The organism is Paenibacillus sp. V4I9, assembly GCF_030817295.1.
Taxonomy (GTDB): Bacteria; Bacillota; Bacilli; order Paenibacillales; family NBRC-103111; genus Paenibacillus_E.
On sequence record NZ_JAUSZE010000001.1, the window covers coordinates 623,452 to 646,762 of the forward strand.

The 23,311-nt window shown below is 45.3% G+C and carries 17 protein-coding genes; 15 read left to right on the forward strand and 2 right to left on the reverse strand.

Annotated features, from left to right (window positions below):
- Nucleotides 1–16: 16 nt before the first annotated feature.
- The 4 genes from QFZ81_RS02975 to QFZ81_RS02990 all read left to right on the forward strand — a co-directional run bounded on the left by QFZ81_RS02975 (nt 17) and on the right by QFZ81_RS02990 (nt 4,564).
- A complete protein-coding gene (locus tag QFZ81_RS02975; RefSeq protein ID WP_307601373.1) occupies nt 17–934 on the forward strand; it encodes a carbohydrate ABC transporter permease in 918 nt (305 codons plus the stop codon).
- Between the two features lie 230 nt (nt 935–1,164).
- Complete coding sequence (locus tag QFZ81_RS02980) at nt 1,165–2,001, forward strand: carbohydrate ABC transporter permease (protein ID WP_307601375.1); 837 nt, start codon at nt 1,165–1,167, stop codon at nt 1,999–2,001.
- A 38-nt stretch (nt 2,002–2,039) separates the two neighbouring features.
- Nucleotides 2,040–3,011 (forward strand): PfkB family carbohydrate kinase, encoded by a 972-nt coding sequence (locus QFZ81_RS02985; protein WP_307601377.1) that lies wholly within the window; start codon nt 2,040–2,042, stop codon nt 3,009–3,011.
- 26 nt (nt 3,012–3,037) lie between these two features.
- Entirely contained in the window at nt 3,038–4,564 is a 1,527-nt protein-coding gene (locus tag QFZ81_RS02990) for a glycoside hydrolase family 32 protein (protein WP_307601379.1), read from the forward strand.
- Between the two features lie 39 nt (nt 4,565–4,603).
- On the opposite strand, the gene QFZ81_RS02995 is transcribed toward QFZ81_RS02990, so the two are convergent.
- On the reverse strand, nt 4,604–5,467 hold the full coding sequence (locus QFZ81_RS02995) for a helix-turn-helix transcriptional regulator (RefSeq protein WP_307601381.1): 864 nt from the start codon (nt 5,465–5,467) through the stop codon (nt 4,604–4,606).
- A gap of 146 nt (nt 5,468–5,613) precedes the next feature.
- On the opposite strand from QFZ81_RS02995, the gene QFZ81_RS03000 reads away from it, so the two are divergent.
- The 7 genes from QFZ81_RS03000 to QFZ81_RS03030 all read left to right on the forward strand — a co-directional run bounded on the left by QFZ81_RS03000 (nt 5,614) and on the right by QFZ81_RS03030 (nt 15,648).
- Nucleotides 5,614–7,587 carry a glycoside hydrolase family 127 protein gene (locus tag QFZ81_RS03000; RefSeq protein WP_307601383.1) on the forward strand — a complete coding sequence of 658 codons (1,974 nt, stop codon included), beginning with the start codon at nt 5,614–5,616 and terminating at the stop codon, nt 7,585–7,587.
- 418 nt (nt 7,588–8,005) lie between these two features.
- Nucleotides 8,006–9,796: a sensor histidine kinase gene (locus QFZ81_RS03005; RefSeq protein WP_307448306.1), complete on the forward strand. Its 1,791-nt coding sequence runs from the start codon at nt 8,006–8,008 to the stop codon at nt 9,794–9,796.
- Nucleotides 9,771–10,856: a response regulator gene (locus QFZ81_RS03010; protein WP_307601385.1), complete on the forward strand. Its 1,086-nt coding sequence runs from the start codon at nt 9,771–9,773 to the stop codon at nt 10,854–10,856. The genes QFZ81_RS03005 and QFZ81_RS03010 overlap by 26 nt, the downstream gene beginning before the upstream one ends.
- Before the next feature lie 114 nt (nt 10,857–10,970).
- Nucleotides 10,971–12,272 carry an ABC transporter substrate-binding protein gene (locus QFZ81_RS03015; protein WP_307601387.1) on the forward strand — a complete coding sequence of 434 codons (1,302 nt, stop codon included), beginning with the start codon at nt 10,971–10,973 and terminating at the stop codon, nt 12,270–12,272.
- A gap of 38 nt (nt 12,273–12,310) precedes the next feature.
- On the forward strand, nt 12,311–13,192 hold the full coding sequence (locus QFZ81_RS03020) for a carbohydrate ABC transporter permease (protein ID WP_307601389.1): 882 nt from the start codon (nt 12,311–12,313) through the stop codon (nt 13,190–13,192).
- The gene (locus tag QFZ81_RS03025) at nt 13,189–14,013 is read left to right on the forward strand and encodes a carbohydrate ABC transporter permease (RefSeq protein ID WP_307601391.1); all 825 of its coding nucleotides are present in this window, start codon (nt 13,189–13,191) and stop codon (nt 14,011–14,013) included. The genes QFZ81_RS03020 and QFZ81_RS03025 overlap by 4 nt, the downstream gene beginning before the upstream one ends.
- 15 nt (nt 14,014–14,028) lie before the next feature.
- Nucleotides 14,029–15,648, forward strand: a complete 1,620-nt coding sequence (locus QFZ81_RS03030) for a cellulase family glycosylhydrolase (RefSeq protein WP_307601393.1) — start codon at nt 14,029–14,031, stop codon at nt 15,646–15,648.
- Between the two features lie 139 nt (nt 15,649–15,787).
- Here the strand turns inward: QFZ81_RS03030 and arfA are convergent, their stop codons facing one another.
- Complete coding sequence (gene arfA, locus QFZ81_RS03035) at nt 15,788–17,299, reverse strand: arabinosylfuranosidase ArfA (RefSeq protein WP_307601394.1); 1,512 nt, start codon at nt 17,297–17,299, stop codon at nt 15,788–15,790.
- Between the two features lie 156 nt (nt 17,300–17,455).
- On the opposite strand from arfA, the gene QFZ81_RS03040 reads away from it, so the two are divergent.
- The 4 genes from QFZ81_RS03040 to QFZ81_RS03055 all read left to right on the forward strand — a co-directional run bounded on the left by QFZ81_RS03040 (nt 17,456) and on the right by QFZ81_RS03055 (nt 23,256).
- Entirely contained in the window at nt 17,456–18,358 is a 903-nt protein-coding gene (locus QFZ81_RS03040) for an ArsR/SmtB family transcription factor (RefSeq protein ID WP_307448283.1), read from the forward strand.
- Between the two features lie 40 nt (nt 18,359–18,398).
- The gene (locus tag QFZ81_RS03045) at nt 18,399–19,976 is read left to right on the forward strand and encodes a response regulator transcription factor (RefSeq protein WP_307448280.1); all 1,578 of its coding nucleotides are present in this window, start codon (nt 18,399–18,401) and stop codon (nt 19,974–19,976) included.
- Nucleotides 19,977–19,979: 3 nt separating this feature from the next.
- A complete protein-coding gene (locus QFZ81_RS03050; protein ID WP_307448274.1) occupies nt 19,980–21,755 on the forward strand; it encodes a cache domain-containing sensor histidine kinase in 1,776 nt (591 codons plus the stop codon).
- 187 nt (nt 21,756–21,942) lie between these two features.
- On the forward strand, nt 21,943–23,256 hold the full coding sequence (locus QFZ81_RS03055) for an ABC transporter substrate-binding protein (RefSeq protein WP_307448272.1): 1,314 nt from the start codon (nt 21,943–21,945) through the stop codon (nt 23,254–23,256).
- Nucleotides 23,257–23,311 lie beyond the last annotated feature (55 nt).

Here is a 23,311-nt window from a genome sequence, read left to right on the forward strand (position 1 = left end):
AATGGAGAGATGAACCATGGATACTGCGATACAAACAGTGATAGAAACCCAAAAAAAATCGCAAAGCTTCCGAAAGCATGAGCAAGCTACTGCATTCTGGTTTATTTTCCCGGCGATAGCCTTATTGCTTGTCTTCGTGTTCTACCCAATGCTGCAAGCATTCATCATTAGCTTTAAAAACTATTCACTTGTAGGCGCAGGCGATGTATTTGTCGGAATGGATAATTATGTTCATTTGATGAAGGATCGCGCTTTCTTTAACAGTCTGAAGCATTCGTTTTATTTTGCTATTATCGTGATTCCGATTCAAACAAGTATCGCTCTGGGGCTAGCGTTATTGATCCAGAAGAAAACAGTGGCGGCAAGTCTGTTCCGAACGCTTTATTTTATCCCGGTTATTATTTCGACAGCGGTGGCTGCAACGGTCTTTAAGCTGATTTACAACAAAGAGTTTGGGCTCTTGAACAGTGTTCTCAAGGCTCTACACCTGCCGGTTACGAGCTTTCTATCTGATCCTGACACGGCGATGAATGGCATTATTGTGCTCGGAATCTGGAAAGGCGCCGGATTTTTCATGATCATCTTCCTCGCAGGTCTGAACAATATTTCTCCAGATCTGTACGAAGCTGCTAGAGTGGATGGTGCATCTAGGATCCAGCAATTTTTCAAGATTACGCTTCCGTTGTTGAATCGGACCATGGCCTTCGTGGTCATTATGACGACGATAGATGCTATCAAGCTGTCAGGGCTGGTTTTCGTTTTGACGAATGGAGGACCTAACAGCTCGACGGAAACGGTTGTTTTCTATATTTATAAGCAGGCTTTTACGCAAATGAGAATGGGGTATGCGACAGCGGCGGCTTTTGTGCTCTTTGCGATCGTGCTAGCCATTTCACTTATCCAAATGAAGCTGTTTAACAAAGATGCTGATTAAAGAGGAGAGACTTTGAGCTCCGCTCAAAGATCCCAAAGAGGAGAGACTTTGAGCTCCGCTCAAAGATCCCAAAGAGGAGAGACTTTGAGCTCCGCTCAAAGATCCCAAAGAGGAGAGACTTTGAGCTCCGCTCAAAGATCCCTGTATTACCCCACAAAGTGAAGCTAAGCTCTGAAGTATATGCCGATTACTTTGCGGGGGCCCCAAATAAATATTAGGAGGGAATCGCTGTGAAGAGGATAAACAACATCGTAAGAATGATCATCATGATTGTGATCGCTCTGATTTCTGTCGCTCCGATCCTATGGATGGTCGCCGGCTCATTTCGTCCGTACCAGGAGCTTTTTAAATATACGTCACTGAATATTCATCTGCTGATCCCTGTGGAATGGACGGGACGTAATTTTCATAATGTCATTTTCAATGCGCGCAATCCGTTTCTTCGTTATATCTGGAATACCTTGTTCGTGGCTTCGATCGTAACCGCGCTTGTGCTTATCATTAATTCGATGGCAGCTTTTGCTTTTGCTAAACTCAGATTTCGCTTTAAAACAGTGGTATTCGCCTTATTTATGTCCGCGATGATTATACCGGGTGAAGTTACGCTCGTGCCAAACTACTTGCTCATGCATGATCTGGGCTGGCTTAATTCATATAAAGCGCTGATCGTACCATCGATGTTGTCCGTGTTCGGCATTTTTATGCTGAGGCAATTTTTCGCAGAGGTTCCGAATGAAATGATGGAAGCGGCACGTATAGATGGAGCTAGCCTGCAGCGCACTTTCGTATCCATCGTGCTTCCGGCAGCAGTTCCCGCATTAATTACACTCGGCCTGATGACATTCCTAGGCAATTGGGATTCCTATCTCTGGCCGCTCATTGTCATTAATGATCAGAAGATGCAAATGATTCAAGTCGGTATATCCACGTTTTCCTCTAACGAAGGGACGGATTGGTCCAAAGTATTAGCGGCGAACACGTTATCTACAGTGCCGATTCTGCTGCTGTTCTTGTTCTTGCAGCGTTACTATATCCAGGGTATCACGATGTCAGGTATTAAAGGTTGATCCCAGAGTTTGCATAATGAGGAGAAAGGAAGCTTAAGATGAACTATGATGCAGTTGCGCTAGGGGAGTACTTAATTGATTTTACACCTCAAGGTTTATCAGACGCCGGACAGCCTTTATTTGAGCGAAATCCGGGGGGAGCTCCCGTGAACGTTGTGGCCGCTATGGCTAAGCTCGGCATGAAGACCGGGTTCATTGGGAAGGTGGGCAATGACCCCTTTGGTAGGTATTTGCGGCAAGCCTTGCTGCAGCAGGGTGTGTCAGATAGCGGGCTTATAGCGTCTGACGAGGCCCATACAACAATGGCCTTCATTCATTTGGATTCGCAAGGCGAGAGATCCTTTCATTTCTCACGAAAGCCTGGTGCTGACCAGCTGCTGAAAGAGGATGAGGTGAATCATGCTATGTTGGAGGGAACGCGGATTTTTCACTTTGGATCCATCTCGATGACGGCGGAGCCTTCCTACTCAGCTACGATTAAGTCCGCGCAGAAAGCCAAGGAGAAAGGTGCGCTTATTTCTTATGATCCCAACTGGCGTCCTTCTTTGTGGGAGGACGAACAGCATGCTAGGGAGGCTATTCATGCAGGCTTGAGATTGGCTGACCTCGTGAAAGTATCCGAAGAAGAGATCATCTTCCTGACAGGTCAGGGGGACATAGAAATTGCGTCCAAACAGTTGATGGATCTGTATTCAATTAGGCTGCTATTAGTAACCGCGGGATCTATAGGCTCATTTTATCGAATGAACGACTGGTGGGGGAAGGTTGATAGCTATTCTGTTCATACGGTTGATACAACGGGTGCAGGGGATGGCTTTCTTGGAGCCTTTCTACATGAAGTGTTAAAGCTTGGAAAACCTTTACACGCTTGGAGCGAAGATGAACTATGCAGCGCTTTGAGATTTGCGAATGCAGCGGGTGCTTTAGCGACGATTCGAAAAGGTGCCATTCCTTCACTTGGTACAATTGAAGAAATTGATGCATTAATGCTAGCAGAAAATGTGTTATAGAAGTTTAGGAGTGAGGGTGAGATAGGATGAGTCATCAAGAGGACAAGGAACGGAACAGGGGTCACGAAGAACGAGTCGATCTAGCCAATAAGGCGTTGGAGCAAGCTTCAGCATCAGTGGCAGAGGGGAACTACAGGCTTCGCTATCATTTAATGCCTCCAGCGGGATGGATGAATGATCCGAATGGACTGATTTATTTTAATCATGAATATCATGTGTTTTATCAGCACTATCCCTATGAGCCCAAATGGGGACCGATGCACTGGGGGCATGCCAAAAGTAAAGACTTGGTGAACTGGGAGCATCTGCCTGTAGCGTTGGCGCCATCGGAGAATTACGATGCGGGAGAAAGTGGAGGTCATGGCTGCTGGTCGGGCAGTGCTGTGGACGATAACGGTGTGCTGACGTTGATCTACACGGGACATGTCGATGGACGCACACCCACTGAGGTTCAGTGCATTGCGACAAGCATAGATGGGGTTACTTTCAACAAAGCAGCGTATAACCCAGTTATTGCTGGCGCGCCAGAAGAAGGTGGCTTCGGATTTCGGGATCCGAAGGTTTGGCAGCATGATGGAATATGGTACATGGTTATTGGATACGGGAAAGACGGCTTGGGCAAAGCGCTGCTGTATAAGTCTTCTGATCTGAGGGATTGGAGCTATATCGGGGTCGCAGCTGAAAGCGATGGCACGATGGGGGATATGTGGGAATGCCCAGATTTGTTTCCGCTAGGGAACGGAGATGACCACGTGCTGGTGATTTCCCCTATGAATATGGGAACGACCAGGACGATGTATCTAACCGGCAGGCTTAGCTGTGAGACCGGGATATTCGACTACCGTTACGCGGAGCGGCTAGACTATGGCTTTGATTTCTATGCTCCGCAAACGTTCGTGGACGGACAGGGAAGGCGTATTCTCATTGGCTGGATGAATATTTGGGGTGCTCGAATGCCGGAGCAGGAGCATGGCTGGATGGGGGCTTTTACCCTGCCTCGCGAGCTGAGACTTTCTGATGACGACGGAACACTGCGGATACTGCCTGTGGAGGAATTGAGGGACATGCGCGGGACTCATCACCATGTCAGCAATCTGTCCATCTGTGCGGATACCGAAGTACCATTGCCAGAAATTCATGGTGATGCGCTTGAACTTATCGCCATTTTTAACACGAATCAATCAGCTGACGATGCTGAGTTCGGTTTACTGCTTCGCTGTTCAGAGGATGGTTCCGAGTACACGGAAGTGAGCTTTTCGGCTGCTGACCGTAAGCTTAGAGTGGATCGTAATCACTCCGGTACAGGCGAAGCGGGTGTGAGTGAAGTGGATCTTGCTCCATTGGATGATGGCTGCATTAAGCTGCAAATATTCATTGACCGTTCTTCTGTTGAGCTATTTGCTAATAACGGGCTGAAAACCGTAACGAACCGCATTTACCCGAAACCTGACAGTCTGGGATTCAAGCTGTTTGCCAGGAATGGAGAAGTATTTCTGGAAAGCTTGGACGCATGGAAGTTAACACAGGAAGGGGAAGCGGGTCATCGATTGTAAGATTAGCGCGTTACAAGCACGGCGTCATTAGCAGAACGACTAATGTGAATACTGCTTGCGGAAACGCAGAGGTGAGATGCCGGCATACTGTTTGAAGCAGTTGGAGAAGTATGGGGCGTATTGGAAACCGACACGATCGGCGATTTGCCCGATCGCCCAATCCGTTTTGATCAGCAGCAGCTTTGCTTGCTCCAGTCGATACTCGTGCAGATATTCCATCGGTGTACAGTGGTAGATCTCTTTCATGCACCTAACAATATAGTTCGGGTGATAATGAAGAGCCTCCGCAAGTGATTCATTCGTTACGTCAGCCTGAAAATGCTGCCGAAGGTAAGCTTCTGCTTTCTCTGCAAGCTTTAAGGCAGGGGAAGAGTCGCTTCCACGATACCCTTCCTCTAGTAGACGCAGCAGCTCCATGAACAGCTGCTGCTCGTTCCAAAAGGTCGCCGAGCGATGTTGGTCTGACGATGCAAGCATTTTGCGAAGGTGGCACACGGCAAGGGGAAACTCCGGCGGCGAGGCATATTGCCGAATCCGAATTGTATAGGGGTTTGCCCATACATGCTGGACCGGGTAGGCTGGGTTTGGAGCATTGTCCGCCGCCTGGAGCCAACTCCCTTTAAAGTCGAAGTGATTCCAATAGAAAAGGGTCTCCGTCTCGCAGGGCTTCACCGCGTAGTGATAACGGTCGGGCAATAGTAATAGTGTCTGTCCTTCCGTAACTTCCCACTGCATATCCTCTTCTCCGATGTATAACGTCCCTTTGACAACCCAAAGCAGATCGAAGATGCCGATATTCCGCCGGCTCGGGTGCTGCTCCCCCGGATTTAAGGTCGATAACCCGGTCGTAATGTAATAAGGCACTGGTGGCAGCTCCATCCAAATGATTCCTGATTCGTTCATTCCCAATACCCTCCATATGCAGTGTGAAATTTTATAAAAAATAGGTTTGTTTTATTCGTAGTTCATCCATATATTCAAGGATAAACTGGATGAGAGTGATAATCAAATGTCATATAAATCAATTACAGTTCTAGGAGGATTTTCATATGGGGATATCAATGAGCGAGCGGCAGAGTAGTAGGCGTGTACGCATACAGGACGGGTTTTGGAATCAATTTACAGAGCTGGTGCGGGGGACGGTTATTCCCTATCAATGGGAGGCACTTAACGACCGGATTCCAGATGCCGAGCCGAGCTATGCGATCCGTAATTTCCGGATTGCAGCTGGGATAGAAGAAGGCGAATTCGGGGGGATGGTTTTCCAGGACAGCGATGTGGCGAAGTGGATTGAAGCGGTCGGATACTCGCTTGCAAGCCAACCCGACCCCGAGCTGGAGCGAACTGCGGACGAATTGATCGAGCTAGTTGCCAAGGCCCAACACAACAACGGTTATCTGAACACGTATTACTCGATCAAAGAACCGGGTAATGCGTGGACGAATCTTCATGAAGCGCACGAGCTGTACTGCGCGGGCCATATGATGGAGGCAGCGGTTGCGTATTACGAAGCCACGGGAAAACGGAGACTGCTTGATGTCGTTTGCAAATTTGCCGACTATATCGACACCGTATTTGGTCGCGAGCCAGGCAAACTAAGGGGCTATGACGGTCACCAGGAGATAGAACTGGCGTTAGTGAAGCTGTATCAAGCGACGGGTGAGGAGCGTTATTTGAAGTTGGCGCAATTTTTTATCGATGAGCGCGGTCAATCGCCGAACTTTTTGATTGAGGAATGCAAGCAGAGAGATGGGTACAGTCATTGGGCGAAGAAGGAGCTGCCGATTCCGTCCATCGAACAAATAGCCTATAATCAGGCGCATTTGCCAGTTCGTGAACAGGATGCCGCGATAGGCCATTCTGTACGGGCGGTCTATATGTATACGGCGATGGCGGACCTTGCAAGCCTGACAAATGACCGGGAGCTGCTCGAGGCGTGCCGTCGATTGTGGGATAACACGACGAAGCGGCAGATGTACATTACAGGTGGTATCGGCTCGACGCATCAGGGTGAGGCGTTTACCTTCGACCACGACTTGCCGAATGATACCGTATATGCCGAGACGTGTGCTTCCATCGGTCTAATCTTCTTCGCCCGCCGCATGCTGCTTCTGGAGGCGAAGAGCGAGTACGCCGACGTCCTAGAGAGGGCGCTGTACAACAACGTTTTAGGCAGTATGTCGCGGGACGGCAAGCATTATTTTTACGTCAATCCACTGGAAGTGTGGCCGAAGGCTTCTTTAGATAACCCGGACCGTAGGCACGTGAAGTCGGTGCGGCAGAAGTGGTTCGGCTGCTCGTGCTGCCCACCGAATGTGGCGCGGCTTCTCACCTCGCTGAACGATTATATTTATACAACTTCTGCAGAAGATAACAAAGTTTATACGCATCTGTTCATCGGCAGCGAAGCACAGTTCGAGCTAGCTGTCGGTCAAGTGGCACTGAAGCAGCAATCGCGTCTTCCTTGGGAAGGTTATGTGCGAATTGAATTAACTGCTGTTCCGGATGCCGGATTTACGCTTGCGCTGCGCATTCCATCCTGGTGCTACGGGCAAGCTGTGATGAAAATTAACGGCATGATTTCGGAATACGAGGTAGAGAATGGATATGCGACCGTAAGTAGGCAATGGGCACAGGGAGACATCGTGGAATGGGAGCCCGTGCTTGAGGCGCAGTTGATTACCTCGCATCCGGAGATCAGGGCCAATGCAGGCAAAGCTGCTATTGAACGCGGTCCGCTAGTTTATTGTCTGGAGGAAACGGACAACGGCAGCTTGCTTCCGAACTTGTCTATCGATCGCGAAGCGGAGCTGCATTCGTATTACGACACCGAGCTGCTTGGTGGAGCGGTCGTCATTGAAGCGAAAGGTCGCGCCGAGGAACGAGATTCATGGCAAGAGAATATGGCGTACCGCCGGCTTGCGCAGCAGCATGTTTCTGAGCCGGTAAAGCTAAAAGCTGTACCGTATTACTTGTGGGGCAACCGACAGCCTGGTGAAATGTCGGTGTGGATTCGTGTTTGAATGATCTTCGAAACGTCTCGTAACGGATCGACGTTCCGCGAAATAAAGATGGGGTGACTTTCCCTTGCAGTCGACAGAAAACAAAAAAAATGAGAAGGCAAGAACCTTGCCACCTCATTTTTTTTGTTTCTGTGCCCCTATATGAACTTATTTGCTTTTGGGAAAGCTCCTTATTATTTCTTCGAAATCAATATTTTCTAATAGTGTTAATCAATAAATTAGAATGACATCTGCATGCAGCAACTCTAAAATTAAGCTATGAGAGCTTATTCAATAAGATCTTCTGATTCATAAGCGCAAGAGATACTTGCGCTTATTCTAGTTTGCATGAAGATTATAAAATAGGAATGCTATTCCTCAAAAGATAAAGTAACATGAAGATAAGCGCTATCTTCGTTCAGAAAGGAACTCTACTACGATGCGAACAAGCCTACGTCTTCGATTGATGGTACTCATGATTTGCTTAACCACGCTGCCGGTCGTAACCGTCACATGGATTGCCACGAATAATACACGGAGTTCCGTAGAGAAGGAAATCATTAATGCGAACAATTCGAGGATGTTATGGGCCGATCAATATTTGGAGGAGCTCCATCAGCAAATCGATATTCTGTTTTATTCCTTACAAATTAATCAAACGCTCATGGCTGGACTTAATGATATGAACAACCCTGATATCGGGGTACAATTTAACACGCAAAATTATATCAAAAACACACTAACGTCTGCCTTCTATGCAAATTCCAGAAAGATAGACGAGTTGAATTTATATATTCATCCGATCCAAAAGGCATTCTCAGTCAGTTATGCAAACAGCGGAACCATTTATTCCTTAAACATTCAGGAAGGCAACTGGGGACGTATGCTTCAAACACCAATCAATATGTATTTTAAACAATCCGGCAGTGCCATCTATGCATATCACAGTATGAACCGATTTGAGGATCGTATGTTGTTAGGCGGTATTTCCGTCCGTATAAACAAGCAAGTGTGGAGGGAAGTCAGCGATATTTTAAAATCAGAATCAGAAAGCTCGGTTTACTTGATTAACGATCAAGGGGAGCTTTTGTCGGGCTCAACGGAGACAATGGACGCTTTAGAGCTTCAGTCTCAACTTCAAAGCCTCGATCAGAATGATTTTGAATTGGCCTTTCGTAGAACCAAGACGGATTTCTATTTCTTAAAACGAGTCGGGGACGGTCAACTTACGGTGGTGAAGGTCATTCCACTTCGCACAGTTAACCAAAGCGCACAACCGACGATCCAAGCAGGGATTTTAACAGGAACCCTATTTGCTATAGCCTCTATTTTGCTTTCCATTTTCGTATCGCTTCGGATTAGCAGGCCGATTGTCAAGCTTGCCAAAACAATGAAGATGACACATATTCATAATTTTAAAATGTCTCCGGTCCAAAGCAGGGACGAAATCGGATTGCTGGAAAACGGCTATAATTCCATGATGAAGCGTATTAAGGAATTGATCGAGGTTGAATATCAACAGGAAATCGATCTGAAGAATGCGCAATTAATGGCTCTGCAGGCGCAAATCAACCCGCATTTTCTCAATAATACCCTGAATTTGATGGGGGGAATGGCATTGGTGAAGGATGCGCCTGAAATTTATGAAATTACCCGGGTAATGGGGGAGCTTTTACGTTATTCCATCAGTGCAGACGGTGATTTGGTACCTCTCGAAGACGAAATTAAGCATATGCGAAATTACCTATATATTCAGGAACAACGCTTTGTAGATCGTTGCTGCATGCATGTATCTACAGATGAGAGGGCACTTACTGCAAGGCTTCCTAAATTCACACTCCAACCGATTCTCGAGAATGCCTTTGAACACGGACTACAGCGTAAGGAAGGCAAGTGGAATATCGAGATTCGGATAAGGTTGATAGGTAAACGAGTCTATATCTTCATTAAGGATGACGGGGTAGGCGTTGACGGCCAGCGTCTATACGAGTTGCGAACGGATCTGAGAGATGGACAATTGGCGCCTCGAGCAAGGAACAACGATGTAAGGAAGAAAAGGGGAATCGGATTAAGGAATGTGCATGCACGGCTCAAGCTGCAATTCGGCAAGGGCTGTGGTGTTCGAATATTTAGCAAGACAGGGGTAGGGACTTTGGTTGTATTAGTACTGGCTGCTGTTACGCAGGAGGAAGGGGACAAAACGGATGCTGAACGTATTGATCATCGATGACGAGCTATGGGCCAGACAAGTCGTTAGATCATTGGGAGCTTGGAACAAACTTGGACTGAATATCATTGGGGAAGCAGACGGCGGGCGGGAAGGAATCGTTCTGATTGAGACGCTGCATCCAAGCATCGTGATCACCGATATGCGTATGCCGGGACTGGACGGTGTGGAGCTCCTGAAAGTATTAAATGAACGATACCCCGAAGTTAAAATTATCGTGATGAGCGGCTTTGACGATTTCGTTTATTTGAAGCAGGCGATACGTTCCCGTGCCATCGAGTACCTTTTGAAGCCAATCAATCCGGTTGAATTGAACGCTGCCCTTTCTCGGTGCGTGGAGGAGCTGCAAGCTTCACTACAACTACCAAATTCATGGGATACGCACGTTTTTACGGATAAAAAGATGCTGGACACCTATTTGAATTACCGGCAGCAGGTTTATGAATATCTCTTGGAACTTAATCGCCCCGCAGTGCTCCACACACTGGTGAAGATAGAGGACCTCTTATCCGAAGGCTATTCAGAAGCACTGGACGGGAGATTACCGGCTAGAATTGTGCATGATTTTCTGCACTTGCTGGAAGAGTTTACAGCTGGTACGGACTATGGTTTGGATTCAGCTTGGATCGAAGAGCGACGCGAACGTGCTGCATTGCTAAGTGGGTTCTCTTTAGGAGAGATTCATACCATCCTGCGTGATTGGTTAATTGATGCAATAGATGTCATAGAAGCTTACCGCAAAAATAAAAATCGATTAGCCCCCGAGGACGTACAAGCTTACATTGACCGCCACTTCCAAGAAACGATTTCCCTTGAGACGGTCTCTCATCACTTTTTTGTGAGTAAGGAGCATCTAAGTCGAACATTTAAGGCTTCCATCGGAGAAAATTTATCCGACTATATCGTTCGTAAGAGGATGGAGAAAGCGAAGGAATTAATTATGGATCAACGACTAGCCATCAAACGTGTAGCAGAGCTAACAGGCTATATCGATATTGCTTACTTTTATCGCGTGTTTAAGAAACATTTCGGGCTCACACCAGGGGAAATGCGTAAGGATTAGCTCGGAAATCAATAAAGTACAATAACGAATGCTAATAACATCAAATGATTCATAAAACCCTTCTCCTCTATACTGAAATTGTAGTTACTAATCTTCTTTAGGGGGAAATGAAGAATGAAGAAAGCGCTTCACTTAATGCTAAGCGTTACCTTATTGGGCGCAATGGTCGGTTGTGGCACAAACTCTGGTGGAATAGAGGCTACGCCGGCACCGGCAGATTCGAAACCTGCAGCATCCACGCCAGCGAAGAAAGTTGAATTGAAAGTATTTATGGGCTTTCCACGGTTTAAGGATCAATTTGAAAAATATTTTGAGCAATTTAAAGCAAAGGAAAAAGCTGAAAAAAATATTGATGTCACCATCAATCTTGAAATGCCGAATCCTGATCAAGCCAAGCAAATCTTGCAGACTCGCCTTTCTTCCAATGATGCGCCGGATTTATTCACCCTGCACGCTGTGGCAGACGTCCCCAGCTATTACAAAGCCGGTTACTTGAGTGACCTATCCAATCAGCCATTTGCGGCAGGCTTGTTCGATAACGTTAAAAAGACGGTAACCTTTGATGGAAAAATTGTAGCATTACCCCTTGAAAGCTTGGAATGGGGTTATTTGTACAATAAGAAAGTGTTCAATGATTTAGGCCTGAAGGCACCTCAAACGTTGGATGAAATGAAAGCCGTTGTAGAGAAGCTGAAAGCGAATAAAGTGACACCCTTCGAGTTGTCTTTCCAAGAGGCATGGATTCCGCAGCTAATCATGGCGCTGTCGCTCGGTGGAATCGTGACTTCGGAGCATCCGGATTGGATCCAGAAGATGAACAAGGGTGAAGCCTCCTACAAAGACGTACAGGACGTATTTAATATTATTGATATTGTTATGCAAAATGGGACAGATAAGCCATTTGAAGTAGGCAGCGCCCAGGGCTCAACCGATTTCGCTAACGGAAAAGCGGCAATGTGGGTTCAAGGACCGTGGCAAGCAGAAGCGATTCAAAAGGTTAACCCGAAAATCGAATTCGGTGTAGCACCGCTTCCAGTGAGCAATAACCCGAAAGGCACGATGATTAACCTATCAACGTCCACGTCTCTAGCGGTATCTCCAACAAGCAAGAACAAAGAGGTTGCCATGGATCTTCTAAACTACATCCTTGATGCGAAGGATTCGTCAGCCTTGTTCCAAGAATTGAAGTTCAATCCCGTATCTAAGGTTCACACGTATAAATCGTTCCCTTGGATCGATGAAGCGATGACCTACGTTTCTCAAGGGAAAGCTTATCAGGACCTGTCTCTTCCCAATGGCATCACGGATGAACAAGCGAAGCTGCTGCAAAGCTACTACGCGAAGCAAGTAACGAAAGACGAGATTATCAAAGCGTTGGATAAGAAATGGGCAGACGCGATTAAGGCTCAGCAATAGCATGGCTATATATGGTGACCGGGAGTGAGAACAGGCTAATGACAACGAAACGAAAAAAGACGGTCATCCTATTAGCCTTCGTGTTTCCCGCTCTATTATTCTACGCTGTATTCGTACTCGCCCCCGCATTCGGGGGCGCATGGTACAGCCTTACGAATTGGAACGGACTGAATCGCACGTATCGGATGGTGGGATTGGCGAATTACATCGAGGCATTGACGGCGGACCCTTTCTTCCTAAAGTCGATAGGTTTCACCCTTAAATATGTCGTGTTCATGGTTGTGCTTCAGAATGCAATGGCTCTGCTTCTGGCGGTTCTCGTGGAATCCAGACGGCGCAGCAAGGTATGGTTCCGTACGATTTTTTTCATGCCCAATATGATCAGCTTGATCATAGGCGGCTTTATGTGGTTATTTATTTTCACAAAAGTACTTCCGTATATAGCCGAACATTCGGTACTCGCCTTTTTGGATAAATCTTGGATCGGTGATCCGGCTTACTCGTTCTTCGCCATCGTCATCGTGTCTCTGTGGGGAGGCGTCGGTTACCTGATGGTGATCTATATTGCCTCCTTGCAGGGGGTGCCCCAGCATCTGAAAGAAGCGGCTGCGATGGATGGCGCGAATGCTTTTAAAACGTTTCGATATGTGACGCTTCCGATGATTTATCCAGCCTTGACGATCGGTATCTTTCTTACCCTTAACGGCTCGTTTAAAGCATTCGATGCCGTCTACTCGTTAACCGGCGGTGGTCCAGGCAGATCGACACAGGTCATCGCACTGAACATTTTCGAAGAAGCATTTAAATCCAGTAATCGATATGGGTACGCAAATGCTAAGGCGATGATATTATTTCTAGTCGTGTTCTTGATCACCTTGATTCAGCTGTGGCTGATGAAGAGAAGAGAGGTGGAATCATGAAGCGAATCGGTTCCTTTATGGTTCTGCTGATCCTTATTGCGGCTGCCATATTTACGTTGTTTCCGATCTACATGGGACTGCTGAACTCCTTTAAGACGGAAGGCGCCATGATGAATAATATTTTGTCGCTGCCTACCCATTTGGAAGTAGGAAATTATATTGGCGCGTTCCATAAGACTAATTTTGTTAGAAGCTTAGGAAATACGGTATATATCGCATCGGTTGGTTTGTTAGGCATTATTATTTGCGCATCGATGGCTGGCTATAAACTATCTAGGACACCAGGGAAGTTAAGCGCATTTATATTTCTGCTGTTCGTTATGTCCACGTTGATTCCCTTTCACTCTATTATGATAACGCTGACTAAAATTTCAAAAGCGCTATCCGTGCAGGGCTCAACAACGGGTCTGGGATTGATCTATATAGGCACGGGTGTCGCCTTTGCGATCTTTTTGTACCATGGTTTTGTAAAGTCTATCCCCCGCGATCTGGATGAAGCAGCTGTCATCGATGGGTGCGGTGAGTTCCGATTATATTTTGTCGTCATATTTCCGTTATTACTGCCGATTACGGCTACGATTGCGATTTTAAACCTGTTATGGATATGGAACGACTTTCTTCTGCCGTTACTGATGTTGACAAACTATAAGACGTATACCTTGCTATTATCTACCAATATGCTGTTCGGTCAATACGGGAATAATGACTGGTCTGCCATCTTGTCTTCATTGATTTTGGCCATGCTGCCGGTCGTTCTCTTCTATTTATTACTGCAAAAATACATTATGAAGGGTATAGCAGACGGTGCAATAAAGGGATAGGAGTGACTAATAAGAATGAATTCAGAGCGTGAGAACGAAGTTGTTGGCTTTCTTAGAGCTGACGGGAAGAGACTAGTCAACGGAGAAGGTCGCGAGGTGCTGCTGAGAGGCGTCGGCTTCGGAAGCTGGCTGCTCCCAGAGGGCTATATGTGGATGTTTCCGCAGCAAGGAGATCGTCCGCGGCGTATTGAAAAGATGATTCAAGAGCTGATCGGCGAACGGGAGGCCGAAAGATTTTGGGACATTTACTATGATGTTCACACGTCGGAAGCAGATATTCAGCAGATTGCCGCTGAAGGATTCAATTCGGTTAGGGTGCCAATAAACGCAAGATTTTTAATTGAAGACGGCGAGCCACTTCGGGTGAAAGAGCATCGACTGAAACTCATTGATCGACTGATCGGATGGTGTCGTAAGCACAGCCTTTATGTGATTCTAGATCTGCACGGGGCACCTGGGGGCCAGACGGGTACGAATATTGACGACTCTGAACGTGACTTGCCAGAGCTATTTACAGAAGAGCATAATAGGCGTCTTACGGTTCAGTTATGGCGTTTTCTCGCAGAGCATTACAAGGATGAGTGGATTGTCGCCGGCTATGATCTTCTCAACGAGCCGCTGCCTAACTGGTTCTCTGCCTATAACGGTGAGGTAATGCCTCTTTACCGGGACATCGTTAAGGCGATCAGGGAAGTAGATGAACGCCACCTGATTATTCTAGAAGGTGCCCATTGGGCAACGGATTGGTCGATCTTTACGGAAAAAATCGATGATAATCTGATGCTGCAGTTCCATAAATATTGGAATAATCCAGATACGGAAAGCATCAGAGTCTACTTAGAAAAGCGTGAAGAGTGGAACGTGCCCATTTACATGGGTGAAGGTGGCGAGAATAACAAAGCATGGTATGCGGGTGCTTTTCGTCTTTTTGAAGATCACAATATCTCTTGGAATTTCTGGACTTGGAAGAAGATGGGCAAGGATAATTCACCTTGCAGCGTTAAGGTGCCCCGCGAATGGGAGATGCTGGTCGAGTACTTAGAAGGCGGTCCGAAGCCAGATGAGATAACTGCACAACGGATCTTATGGGAATATCTAAATAATTTAGCATTCGACCAATGTGTGTATTACCGCGATCTTGTTGACGCCATGTTAGGCAGACCTCCTGTCCGAATACCTGCTATTTTCTACGGGTATCGGGGAGAAGGTGTCAGTTATGGCATCCAGCAGCCGTCGAATCAGAATGTTGGCTTTCGCATCAATGACCGCACGGACATTCGGTTTGTAGCAAGTGCAAGGGAGACAGCAAACTTCGAACATGGCAAAGGAGAGACATGGCAGGATGACGAGCGCCTAGAAGTAGACTTAGCTGAAGGCGATTGGCTGGCCTATGAAATTTATGTGCCTAAGTTTACGGACTATACGCTTTATGAGATCAACGTACACCTTAACGAGTTTGATGAAAACGGAAGTCTGGCAATCTCGATAGATGACGAGAACCAAAATATCAGAGAACCGTTCACGCTTGAGCCAGGGACACATCGCATTGTAGTTCAAGCTAAAGATGCTCTAGTTCGGCTTGAATGGTTAGAAATTATTCCGACTACAGCCGGACTGATCCATGACGCGAGCTGAGGTCGGTTAAATCCCTAGGCTCCATTATACAAAAAAACGCAGCCAACTCGGCTGCGTTTTTTTGTATGGTGGCAGACTCTTTTTGATTGAATCTGGGTACGTCCACGCGGATATTTTGGATCAGTTACTATTATTTATTCTAGGTGTTTTTTATTTGCAGTCGAAGAACGTTCCATGAAGCTTTGCTGAGATCAGCCTTTACATATCCGTCGTCTGCTTTGGCGTTACCGCCTTTGTGAGGGACGACATTATCAGGCTTCGTTTTTGTATTGGTCGCTTTTAAATCTGCATTCTCCAACACTAAATGCTCAAGTATGCTGACTTCACCGAAGCTGCGGACGTCAACGTTAAGCTCGAGTCTCTCTGATAAATGACGATTTACTGCGAAGATCGTAACTTCACCTTGCTCTTCATTGAAAACACTGATTGCCTCTAGATAAGGGACATCGGTGAAGTCCTTTGAATCGTATTTAGGTGAAGAAATAATGGGGTGAAGCACCGTTCCTCTACCGTACAATGAAGCATGAAGGTACGGATAATAAGTGGTTTGCAGCCAAAGAGGGCCTCCATTTTCAGTCATAATCGGTGCAATCACATTAATCAATTGGGCTATGCACGCCATTTTAACACGATCCGCATGTTTAAGCAGTGTAATTAGGAAGCAGCCTACTGCAAGAGCGTCTTCCATCGTATAAACATCTTCGAATTCCGGCGGTGCCACCTGCCAGCGTTCAGCAGCACGGCTTGATCCGATGGTATTCCAAACGTTCCATTCATCCATTGAAAGCATGAGCTTTTTCTTGCTCCGTTTCTTCGCTTTCATGTAATCGCAAATCGCTGTTACACTGTAAATGAATTGATCCATATCAAGCGATTTCGCCAAGAAATTAGAGGAATCGTTCGCATTATTATTGTAATAGGAGTGCAAGGATAAATAATCCACTTGATCGTAGGTAAGATCGAGCACGGTAGCCTCCCAATCAGCGAACGTACTCATTCCACTTGTTGAGCTGCCGCATGAAACAAGCTCTATGGATGGGTCAACCCAGCGCATAACTTTGGCCGTTTCATTCGCTAATCTGCCGTATTCGACAGCCGTTTTTGCTCCGATTTGCCAAGGTCCATCCATTTCATTCCCAAGGCACCACGTTTTGAAATTATGCGGATCTTTATAACCATGGGATATTCGCAGATCACTCCAGTAAGAACCAGAAGGATGGTTACAATATTCGACGAGATTTCTAGCCGCGTCAACGCCGCGGGTACCCAGATTAACGGCCATCATGACTTCTGAACCGACTAATTTAGCCCAATCCGCGAATTCATTTGTTCCCATCTCATTGGTTTCTGTTGTCCACCATGCTAGATCCAATAGACGCTTCCGCTCGGCCTTTGGACCAACACCGTCCTCCCAGTTATAGCCGGATACAAAATTTCCCCCAGGATAGCGAATGATAGGAACATTCAGTGAACGAATAGCATCCAGAGCATCGCGTCGGAAGCCGTTCTCATCTGCGGTTGGATGGTTTGGCTCATAAATTCCGCCATATACGGCACGTCCTAGGTGTTCGATAAATGACCCATAGAGCCTTGGATCTACTTCTGAAATGGTGAAATTCTTATCAATAAGCATAGTCGATTTCATGGACATAGCATATAATCCTCCTAGTTGAATTAATGAAATGATTAAGTCATAATTGTTAATATTCTATATAATATTTATCATAATAGATAGATACTTTCAATGTGTTGGATGTGAAAAATATAGGATTAACTAAATTACTAATTCAAGAATGGGTGTGTAATTATGTATTTAACAACGGATTCGGAATCGCTTCGGGTCTACGAAGCATTGGCGAGCGAGGTGCGGCTGCAGATTATTGATTTATTATATACAAAAGAGATGCATATTAAAGAATTGGCTTCTGAGCTTTACCTAAGCAGTGCAATTGTCAGTAAACACGTTACCAAACTGCAGAGAGCAGGGCTTGTAAGCTATAAAATGAAAAGGGTTAACGGCGGGACCTACAAGTTTTGTTCGTTGTCAACGGAGTACCTGCAAATAAAATTATCCCGTTCTTCTATTTTGAAAAGAAAATTCGTTGAGGTTGCTATGCCTGTCGGCCAATACACGGATTTCGCGGCTTCCCCTACGTGTGGAATTGCAACAACAGAAAAGATGATCGGTTATTACGATAATCCGACCTATTTTTTGGATCCTGAACGCGTTCATGCAGGCATTTTGTGGTTTGCTAGGGGGTTTGTCGAATATAAATTACCAAACTATCTCTTCAAAGATCAAATCGTACAAGAAATTGAAATCTCAATGGAAATCGGTTCCGAAGCTCCCCATATTAATGAAAACTGGCCTTCGGACATCCTATTTACAATCAATGATAAATTACTGGGAATGTGGACGAGTCCCGGAGATTTCGGTCGAATGAGAGGTAGATTGTCACCAGATTGGTGGCATTCTGACGTCAATCAATACGGATTAATGAAAGTACTTCGAATAAATGCAAACGGTACATTCATAGATGGTCAGCAAATTTCGGATGTCACGATCAAGGATGTACAATGGGATAGCACGCAGTGGACATTGCGAATAAGTGCTGAAGATACCGCTCGAGGTCGAGGAGGATTAACCTTATTCGGCAGGGGATTCGGCAACTACGATCAAGACATCGTGATTCGAAGTTATTACGAATGATTTGAAGAAGGTAATAGATATTCAATGCGGAGGTAAAGGGATGGCTCGTTCTTGTCGTATACTTATTGTAGATGATGAAATTTTAGTCAGACAGGGTATCAAGCACTTGTTGCACTGGGAACAAGAGGGGTTTCAGATCGTAGGAGAGGCTTCCAACGGCAAAGAAGCTCTTGAACAAATAGAGCGCATGCAGCCTCATATCGTTATTACCGATATCGTGATGCCTGTTATGGGAGGAGCGGAGCTTACTCGTGTGATAAAGTCGCAGTTCCCGGAAATTGAAGTGATCATATTAAGCAGTTTTGGTGAGTTTGATTATGTAAGGTCAACCTTTCAAAGCGGGGTTGCTGATTATATATTAAAGCCAAAGCTTGAAGCTGAGCAGCTGCTCGACATATTGAAGCGCACCGCGCGTAAGATTCCCTCTTTAAAGCTGGAAGAGTCAAATGACGATGGCAGCTTGTCCATTAAGATTGTCATTGATAAGCTTATTTCCGGTTATGAGGTCGATGACGATTTTAAAGATATCACCGCTGCTTTTCCATATCCTAGTTACATCCTGCTGGGGGCTGATCTCAAGCAATTGCCGAGCAAGAGCAAGGATCAACATACCGCTTCTCAATGGATGGCGAAAATTGCTGCTGAGTTGGATAGTGGCTTCGATCATGCGGTTTATTATCCCGTTCCCACTGATCCTAACATGGTTGTTGTGCTGGTAAACATGGACAAGAGCGAGTGGGATCGTTTCACATTTATCGTTCGGAGGCTTGCCGCTTGGACAAGGAATCAGCAGCCGGAGATTGGCTGGACGGTCGGTGAGGCATTTAGCGATTTGAGACAGCTCGGCACGAACTTTAGGGATGGGTTCCTGAAAATAAACGCTTATCGCTTTTTTTTACCTACCTCCAACAATTTAATTGTATATGGGGAACTGCCGAAACATTCTGAAGAGGTTGCGAAATTTAATATGACTCGCTTTACCGAACAAATGAATCGACAACAGTTCGAAGAGGCCTTCCAGGATTTATTGGGGTACGTGCAGGCCGCGTCAAACCATTATCAAACGGATGTGTTTGAGTTCAAGTCCTTTTTGGGAAATATCATTTTTAATATAACAATTGTGCTTGGCCGTTTGGAGTTGGATATGAAGAATTTGGAAGAAGCGAAATATGCTTATTTCAAATCGATAGGCGAAGCGTCGCATGTCAGCGAAGCAATCAGGCTTCTTGAGACATTTATACAAGAAACAAACGCTGTTATAAAAACGAAGCGGTCAACGGGCGGAAATCCGAATATGACGATGCTTCTAGATTATATCCACCAGCATTACGCTGAGCCACTCAGCCTAACGGAAATAGCTAAGCATTTTCATTTTAATCCTTCTTATTTGTCGAGTTATTTCACATCGCATAATAAAGAAGGCTTCAGCGAATATTTGAACAAGATCAGAGTCGAGAAGGCAGCGAATCTTCTGGAGCAGGATTTCGCATCTATATCCGAAATTAGCGAAAAAGTAGGTTATTCGGACCATAGTTATTTTACAAAAGTATTCAAGAAATTAACGGGCATATCACCGAGCCAATACAAAAAAATTCATCTCAACAAGAAAAGGAACTAGGTTATGAGGAGACTTCTGGACAAATTTAAATATCATGGTCTTTTTATTAAAATGTTTATCGTCACGGTGGTTAGTATTATCTCCGTGTCGCTCTTCACTTCAGTTGTCACGATTCAAATGTCGGAGCGACTCTTCATGAATACGTTCAGTATTACGAACTCAAAAATCATTAGCCAGATTCAAGCGAATTTCGAATCGTTCAATTATTCTATCGTTACGGCATCGAATAATGTGCTGCAGAACGGCACAATAAAAGAGTTTCTGACGAATACGGATATGGACACACTTTCTACGGTGCGAAGTCAATATGAGGCTAGCCAGCAGATGAAACGAATTCAGTCTAATGTAGCAGCCTACCCAGTTACAATTACGATCAGTGGAATGAATAAGAAAAGCCACTCGACGGATAGCTATTATTGGCCAAGCTCATTGGAAAAGCTGAGAAACAGCATGTTAACCGTCAATACCCTAGTCGCGCCAAAGCGGCTTATCTATCAATTGGATAAAGAAAGCATAACCAATACGTCTGAAGCTGACCCGGTGATTGTCGCTTCTAGGGCACTTATGGAGAGAACGAGCGGCAATCCATATGGTGTTCTTTATTTTGCCATACGAGAAAGTGACTTTAAGCGGTTCTTCACGAACTTCACAAGCGATGGCAACGACGTTATCATATTGGATCGTTCGGGCAATGTCGTATCAAGTAACCGCCATGAGTTAATTGGCGAAGAGGCGCCTGATTTACTTGGCTATGCAAAAGAAATTGAACAAAAAAAAATAAATGTCAAAGATGTAAGTGTAATGGGGAAAAACAGTCTAGTGCTTTCGGAATACCTTCCTACGTATGATTTTTATCTAGTCAATCTCATTGATAAACAAATGGTTCTTAGTCAGATGGTTGATGTCAAAAGGGTTGCGCTTATCTGTATGGCTATCGTGTTCGCAGCTCTGCTTATTGTATTTGTTATTTCAAGACGTTTGACAAAGTCATTGACCCTGCTTGCCAGACAAATGTCGGGCATTACGGAAAATAATTTCGATAATTATATAACGGTTACTGGCAGCTACGAAATCAAGGAACTCGGACATGCATACAATTACATGCTGGACGAGCTTAACGAATATATAAAGAAGCTGATTCAGACACAGAAGGACCAGCGCAACGCGGAGCTATCCGCTCTGCAAATGCAGATTAACCCGCATTTTTTATACAATACGCTGGCATCCGTGAAAATTTTGGTCCAGCAGGGGAATAAGGAGAAAGCCGCCGCTACCATCAACTCCCTTATTTCCCTTCTCCAGAATACCGTCAGCAACATTAGTGAAACGATAACCGTGGAGCAAGAACTAGTTAATTTGAAAAATTATGTATTTATTAATCACGTGCGTTACGGTGAGCAGATCAAAGTCGATTATTTTGCAGCCGAGGATTGTATGAACTATCATGTTCCCAAGCTCATCATCCAGCCTTTTATCGAAAATGCATTTTTTCATGCCTTTCATGAAAGGAACGAAGGGTACATTTATGTACTGGTGTCGCGGGAGGCAAATGCGCTGGTCTGCGAGGTCATCGACAACGGTATTGGAATGAAAGGCTTTGATAATGGGAATAATCCGCAGAGCTCCGTTAGCAGCAGCCGTTTTTTCTCCGGTATTGGAATTCGAAATGTACATGACCGTGTAGCATTGCTTTACGGAGAGGAATACGGCGTTACCATTGTGAGTAACATCGGCGAGGGAACGAGAGTGAAAATAAAGCTTCCACTCCTTCATACCTAAAAAAAATACCAATAAACAAATTAATTGCTATTACATAAAAAACCAATAGAAAGCTAACAATAGAATGACAAATCCACACAAATATATTACTAACGGGTCATTTTAACGAATTGTTATAATGACTATTGTTAGCGAGGCAAACGCTTTCAAAACTAATTTACAGTAATTTAAAAGGGGCTGAATTTTTGTGAAAAAGGTACTCGCCATTCTGTTGGCCAGCTTAGTACTATTGACGGCATGCGCAAGCAAAGGGAATAATGTGCCGAATACGGGTGGAAAAACCGCTGAAGCTACGCCTGCAGCTGCAAAGGAAATTACAGTATGGGCGTGGGATAAAGTATTTAATATTGGTGCTATGGAACGTGCAAAAGCAGCTTACGCGGCGAAAAATCCCGATTCCGGTTTGAAGATCAACATTGTGGAAAACGCGCAAGCCGATATCATTCAGAAATTGAACGCAGGATTGAATGCAGGCACGACAAAAAGTTTGCCGACAATCGTATTGATCGAAGATTATCGTGCACAAAGCTTCCTGCAAGCTTATCCTGATTCGTTCTTTGAATTAACGAATGTGATTAAACCGACTGATTTCGCCGATTACAAAATCGGACCTACAAGTGTAAATGGCAAACAATATGGGGTTCCATTTGATTCCGGCGTTGCTGGATTATATGTAAGAAGAGATTACTTAGAGCAAGCGGGTTACAAAGTTGAGGATCTGCAGGATATCGATTGGAAGAAGCTGATTGAGATCGGTAAAGCAGTGAAAGCCAAAACAGGCAAACAACTGCTAACGCAAGATCCGAACGATCTTGGGCTTATTCGCATGATGATTCAGTCCGCAGGCTCGTGGTATTTAAAAGAAGATGGAACGACGCCTAACTTGGCAGGCAATGCGGCCTTGAAGGAAGCGGCTGAAACCTATAAAGATATAATGAAAGCGGACATTGTGAAGGTCACATCGGATTGGAGCCAATTCGTTGGCGCATTCAATAGTGGCGAAGTAGCTACTATTCCAACTGGTAACTGGATTACGGCTTCGGTTAAAAAAGAAGCGTCGCAGTCCGGCAAATGGGCTGTCGTACCGTTTCCTAAACTGACAAACAACCCAAAATCTGTTCATGCATCGAACCTTGGCGGCAGCTCGTGGTATGTCATGAACGTCGATGGAAAAGAAGCTGCGGCTGATTTCTTGAAACAGACATTTGGCTCTGACGTTGAATTGTATCAGAAGCTTGTTACGGAGATTGGTGCAATCGGTACATTAAAAGCCGCGGCATCCGGACCGGCGTACACCCAAGCTGACGAATTCTTCGGTGGTCAAAAAGTAATTGCCGATTTCGCCAAATGGACAGAGCAAATTCCAAAGGTGAACTATGGTATGCATACGTATGCGATTGAAGATATTCTTGTCGTCCAAATGCAAAATTATTTAAAGGGTACGGATCTCGACAAAGTGTTAAGCGACGCTCAAGCTCAAGCAGAAACACAAGTTAAATAATTTAGATCATACGGCAATTAATAAAACCTGGGGCTTCGCCTTCTCCTGATTCCAA

Coding starts and splice junctions, on each gene's coding strand:
- QFZ81_RS02975 (WP_307601373.1), top strand. CDS start 17: ATGGATACTGCGATACAAACAGTGATAGAAACCCAAAAAAAATCGCAA.
- QFZ81_RS02985 (WP_307601377.1), top strand. CDS start 2,040: ATGAACTATGATGCAGTTGCGCTAGGGGAGTACTTAATTGATTTTACA.
- QFZ81_RS02990 (WP_307601379.1), top strand. CDS start 3,038: ATGAGTCATCAAGAGGACAAGGAACGGAACAGGGGTCACGAAGAACGA.
- QFZ81_RS02995 (WP_307601381.1), bottom strand. CDS start 5,467: ATGAACGAATCAGGAATCATTTGGATGGAGCTGCCACCAGTGCCTTAT.
- QFZ81_RS03000 (WP_307601383.1), top strand. CDS start 5,614: ATGGGGATATCAATGAGCGAGCGGCAGAGTAGTAGGCGTGTACGCATA.
- QFZ81_RS03005 (WP_307448306.1), top strand. CDS start 8,006: ATGCGAACAAGCCTACGTCTTCGATTGATGGTACTCATGATTTGCTTA.
- QFZ81_RS03010 (WP_307601385.1), top strand. CDS start 9,771: ATGCTGAACGTATTGATCATCGATGACGAGCTATGGGCCAGACAAGTC.
- QFZ81_RS03015 (WP_307601387.1), top strand. CDS start 10,971: ATGAAGAAAGCGCTTCACTTAATGCTAAGCGTTACCTTATTGGGCGCA.
- QFZ81_RS03020 (WP_307601389.1), top strand. CDS start 12,311: ATGACAACGAAACGAAAAAAGACGGTCATCCTATTAGCCTTCGTGTTT.
- QFZ81_RS03025 (WP_307601391.1), top strand. CDS start 13,189: ATGAAGCGAATCGGTTCCTTTATGGTTCTGCTGATCCTTATTGCGGCT.
- QFZ81_RS03030 (WP_307601393.1), top strand. CDS start 14,029: ATGAATTCAGAGCGTGAGAACGAAGTTGTTGGCTTTCTTAGAGCTGAC.
- arfA (WP_307601394.1), bottom strand. CDS start 17,299: ATGTCCATGAAATCGACTATGCTTATTGATAAGAATTTCACCATTTCA.
- QFZ81_RS03040 (WP_307448283.1), top strand. CDS start 17,456: ATGTATTTAACAACGGATTCGGAATCGCTTCGGGTCTACGAAGCATTG.
- QFZ81_RS03045 (WP_307448280.1), top strand. CDS start 18,399: ATGGCTCGTTCTTGTCGTATACTTATTGTAGATGATGAAATTTTAGTC.
- QFZ81_RS03050 (WP_307448274.1), top strand. CDS start 19,980: ATGAGGAGACTTCTGGACAAATTTAAATATCATGGTCTTTTTATTAAA.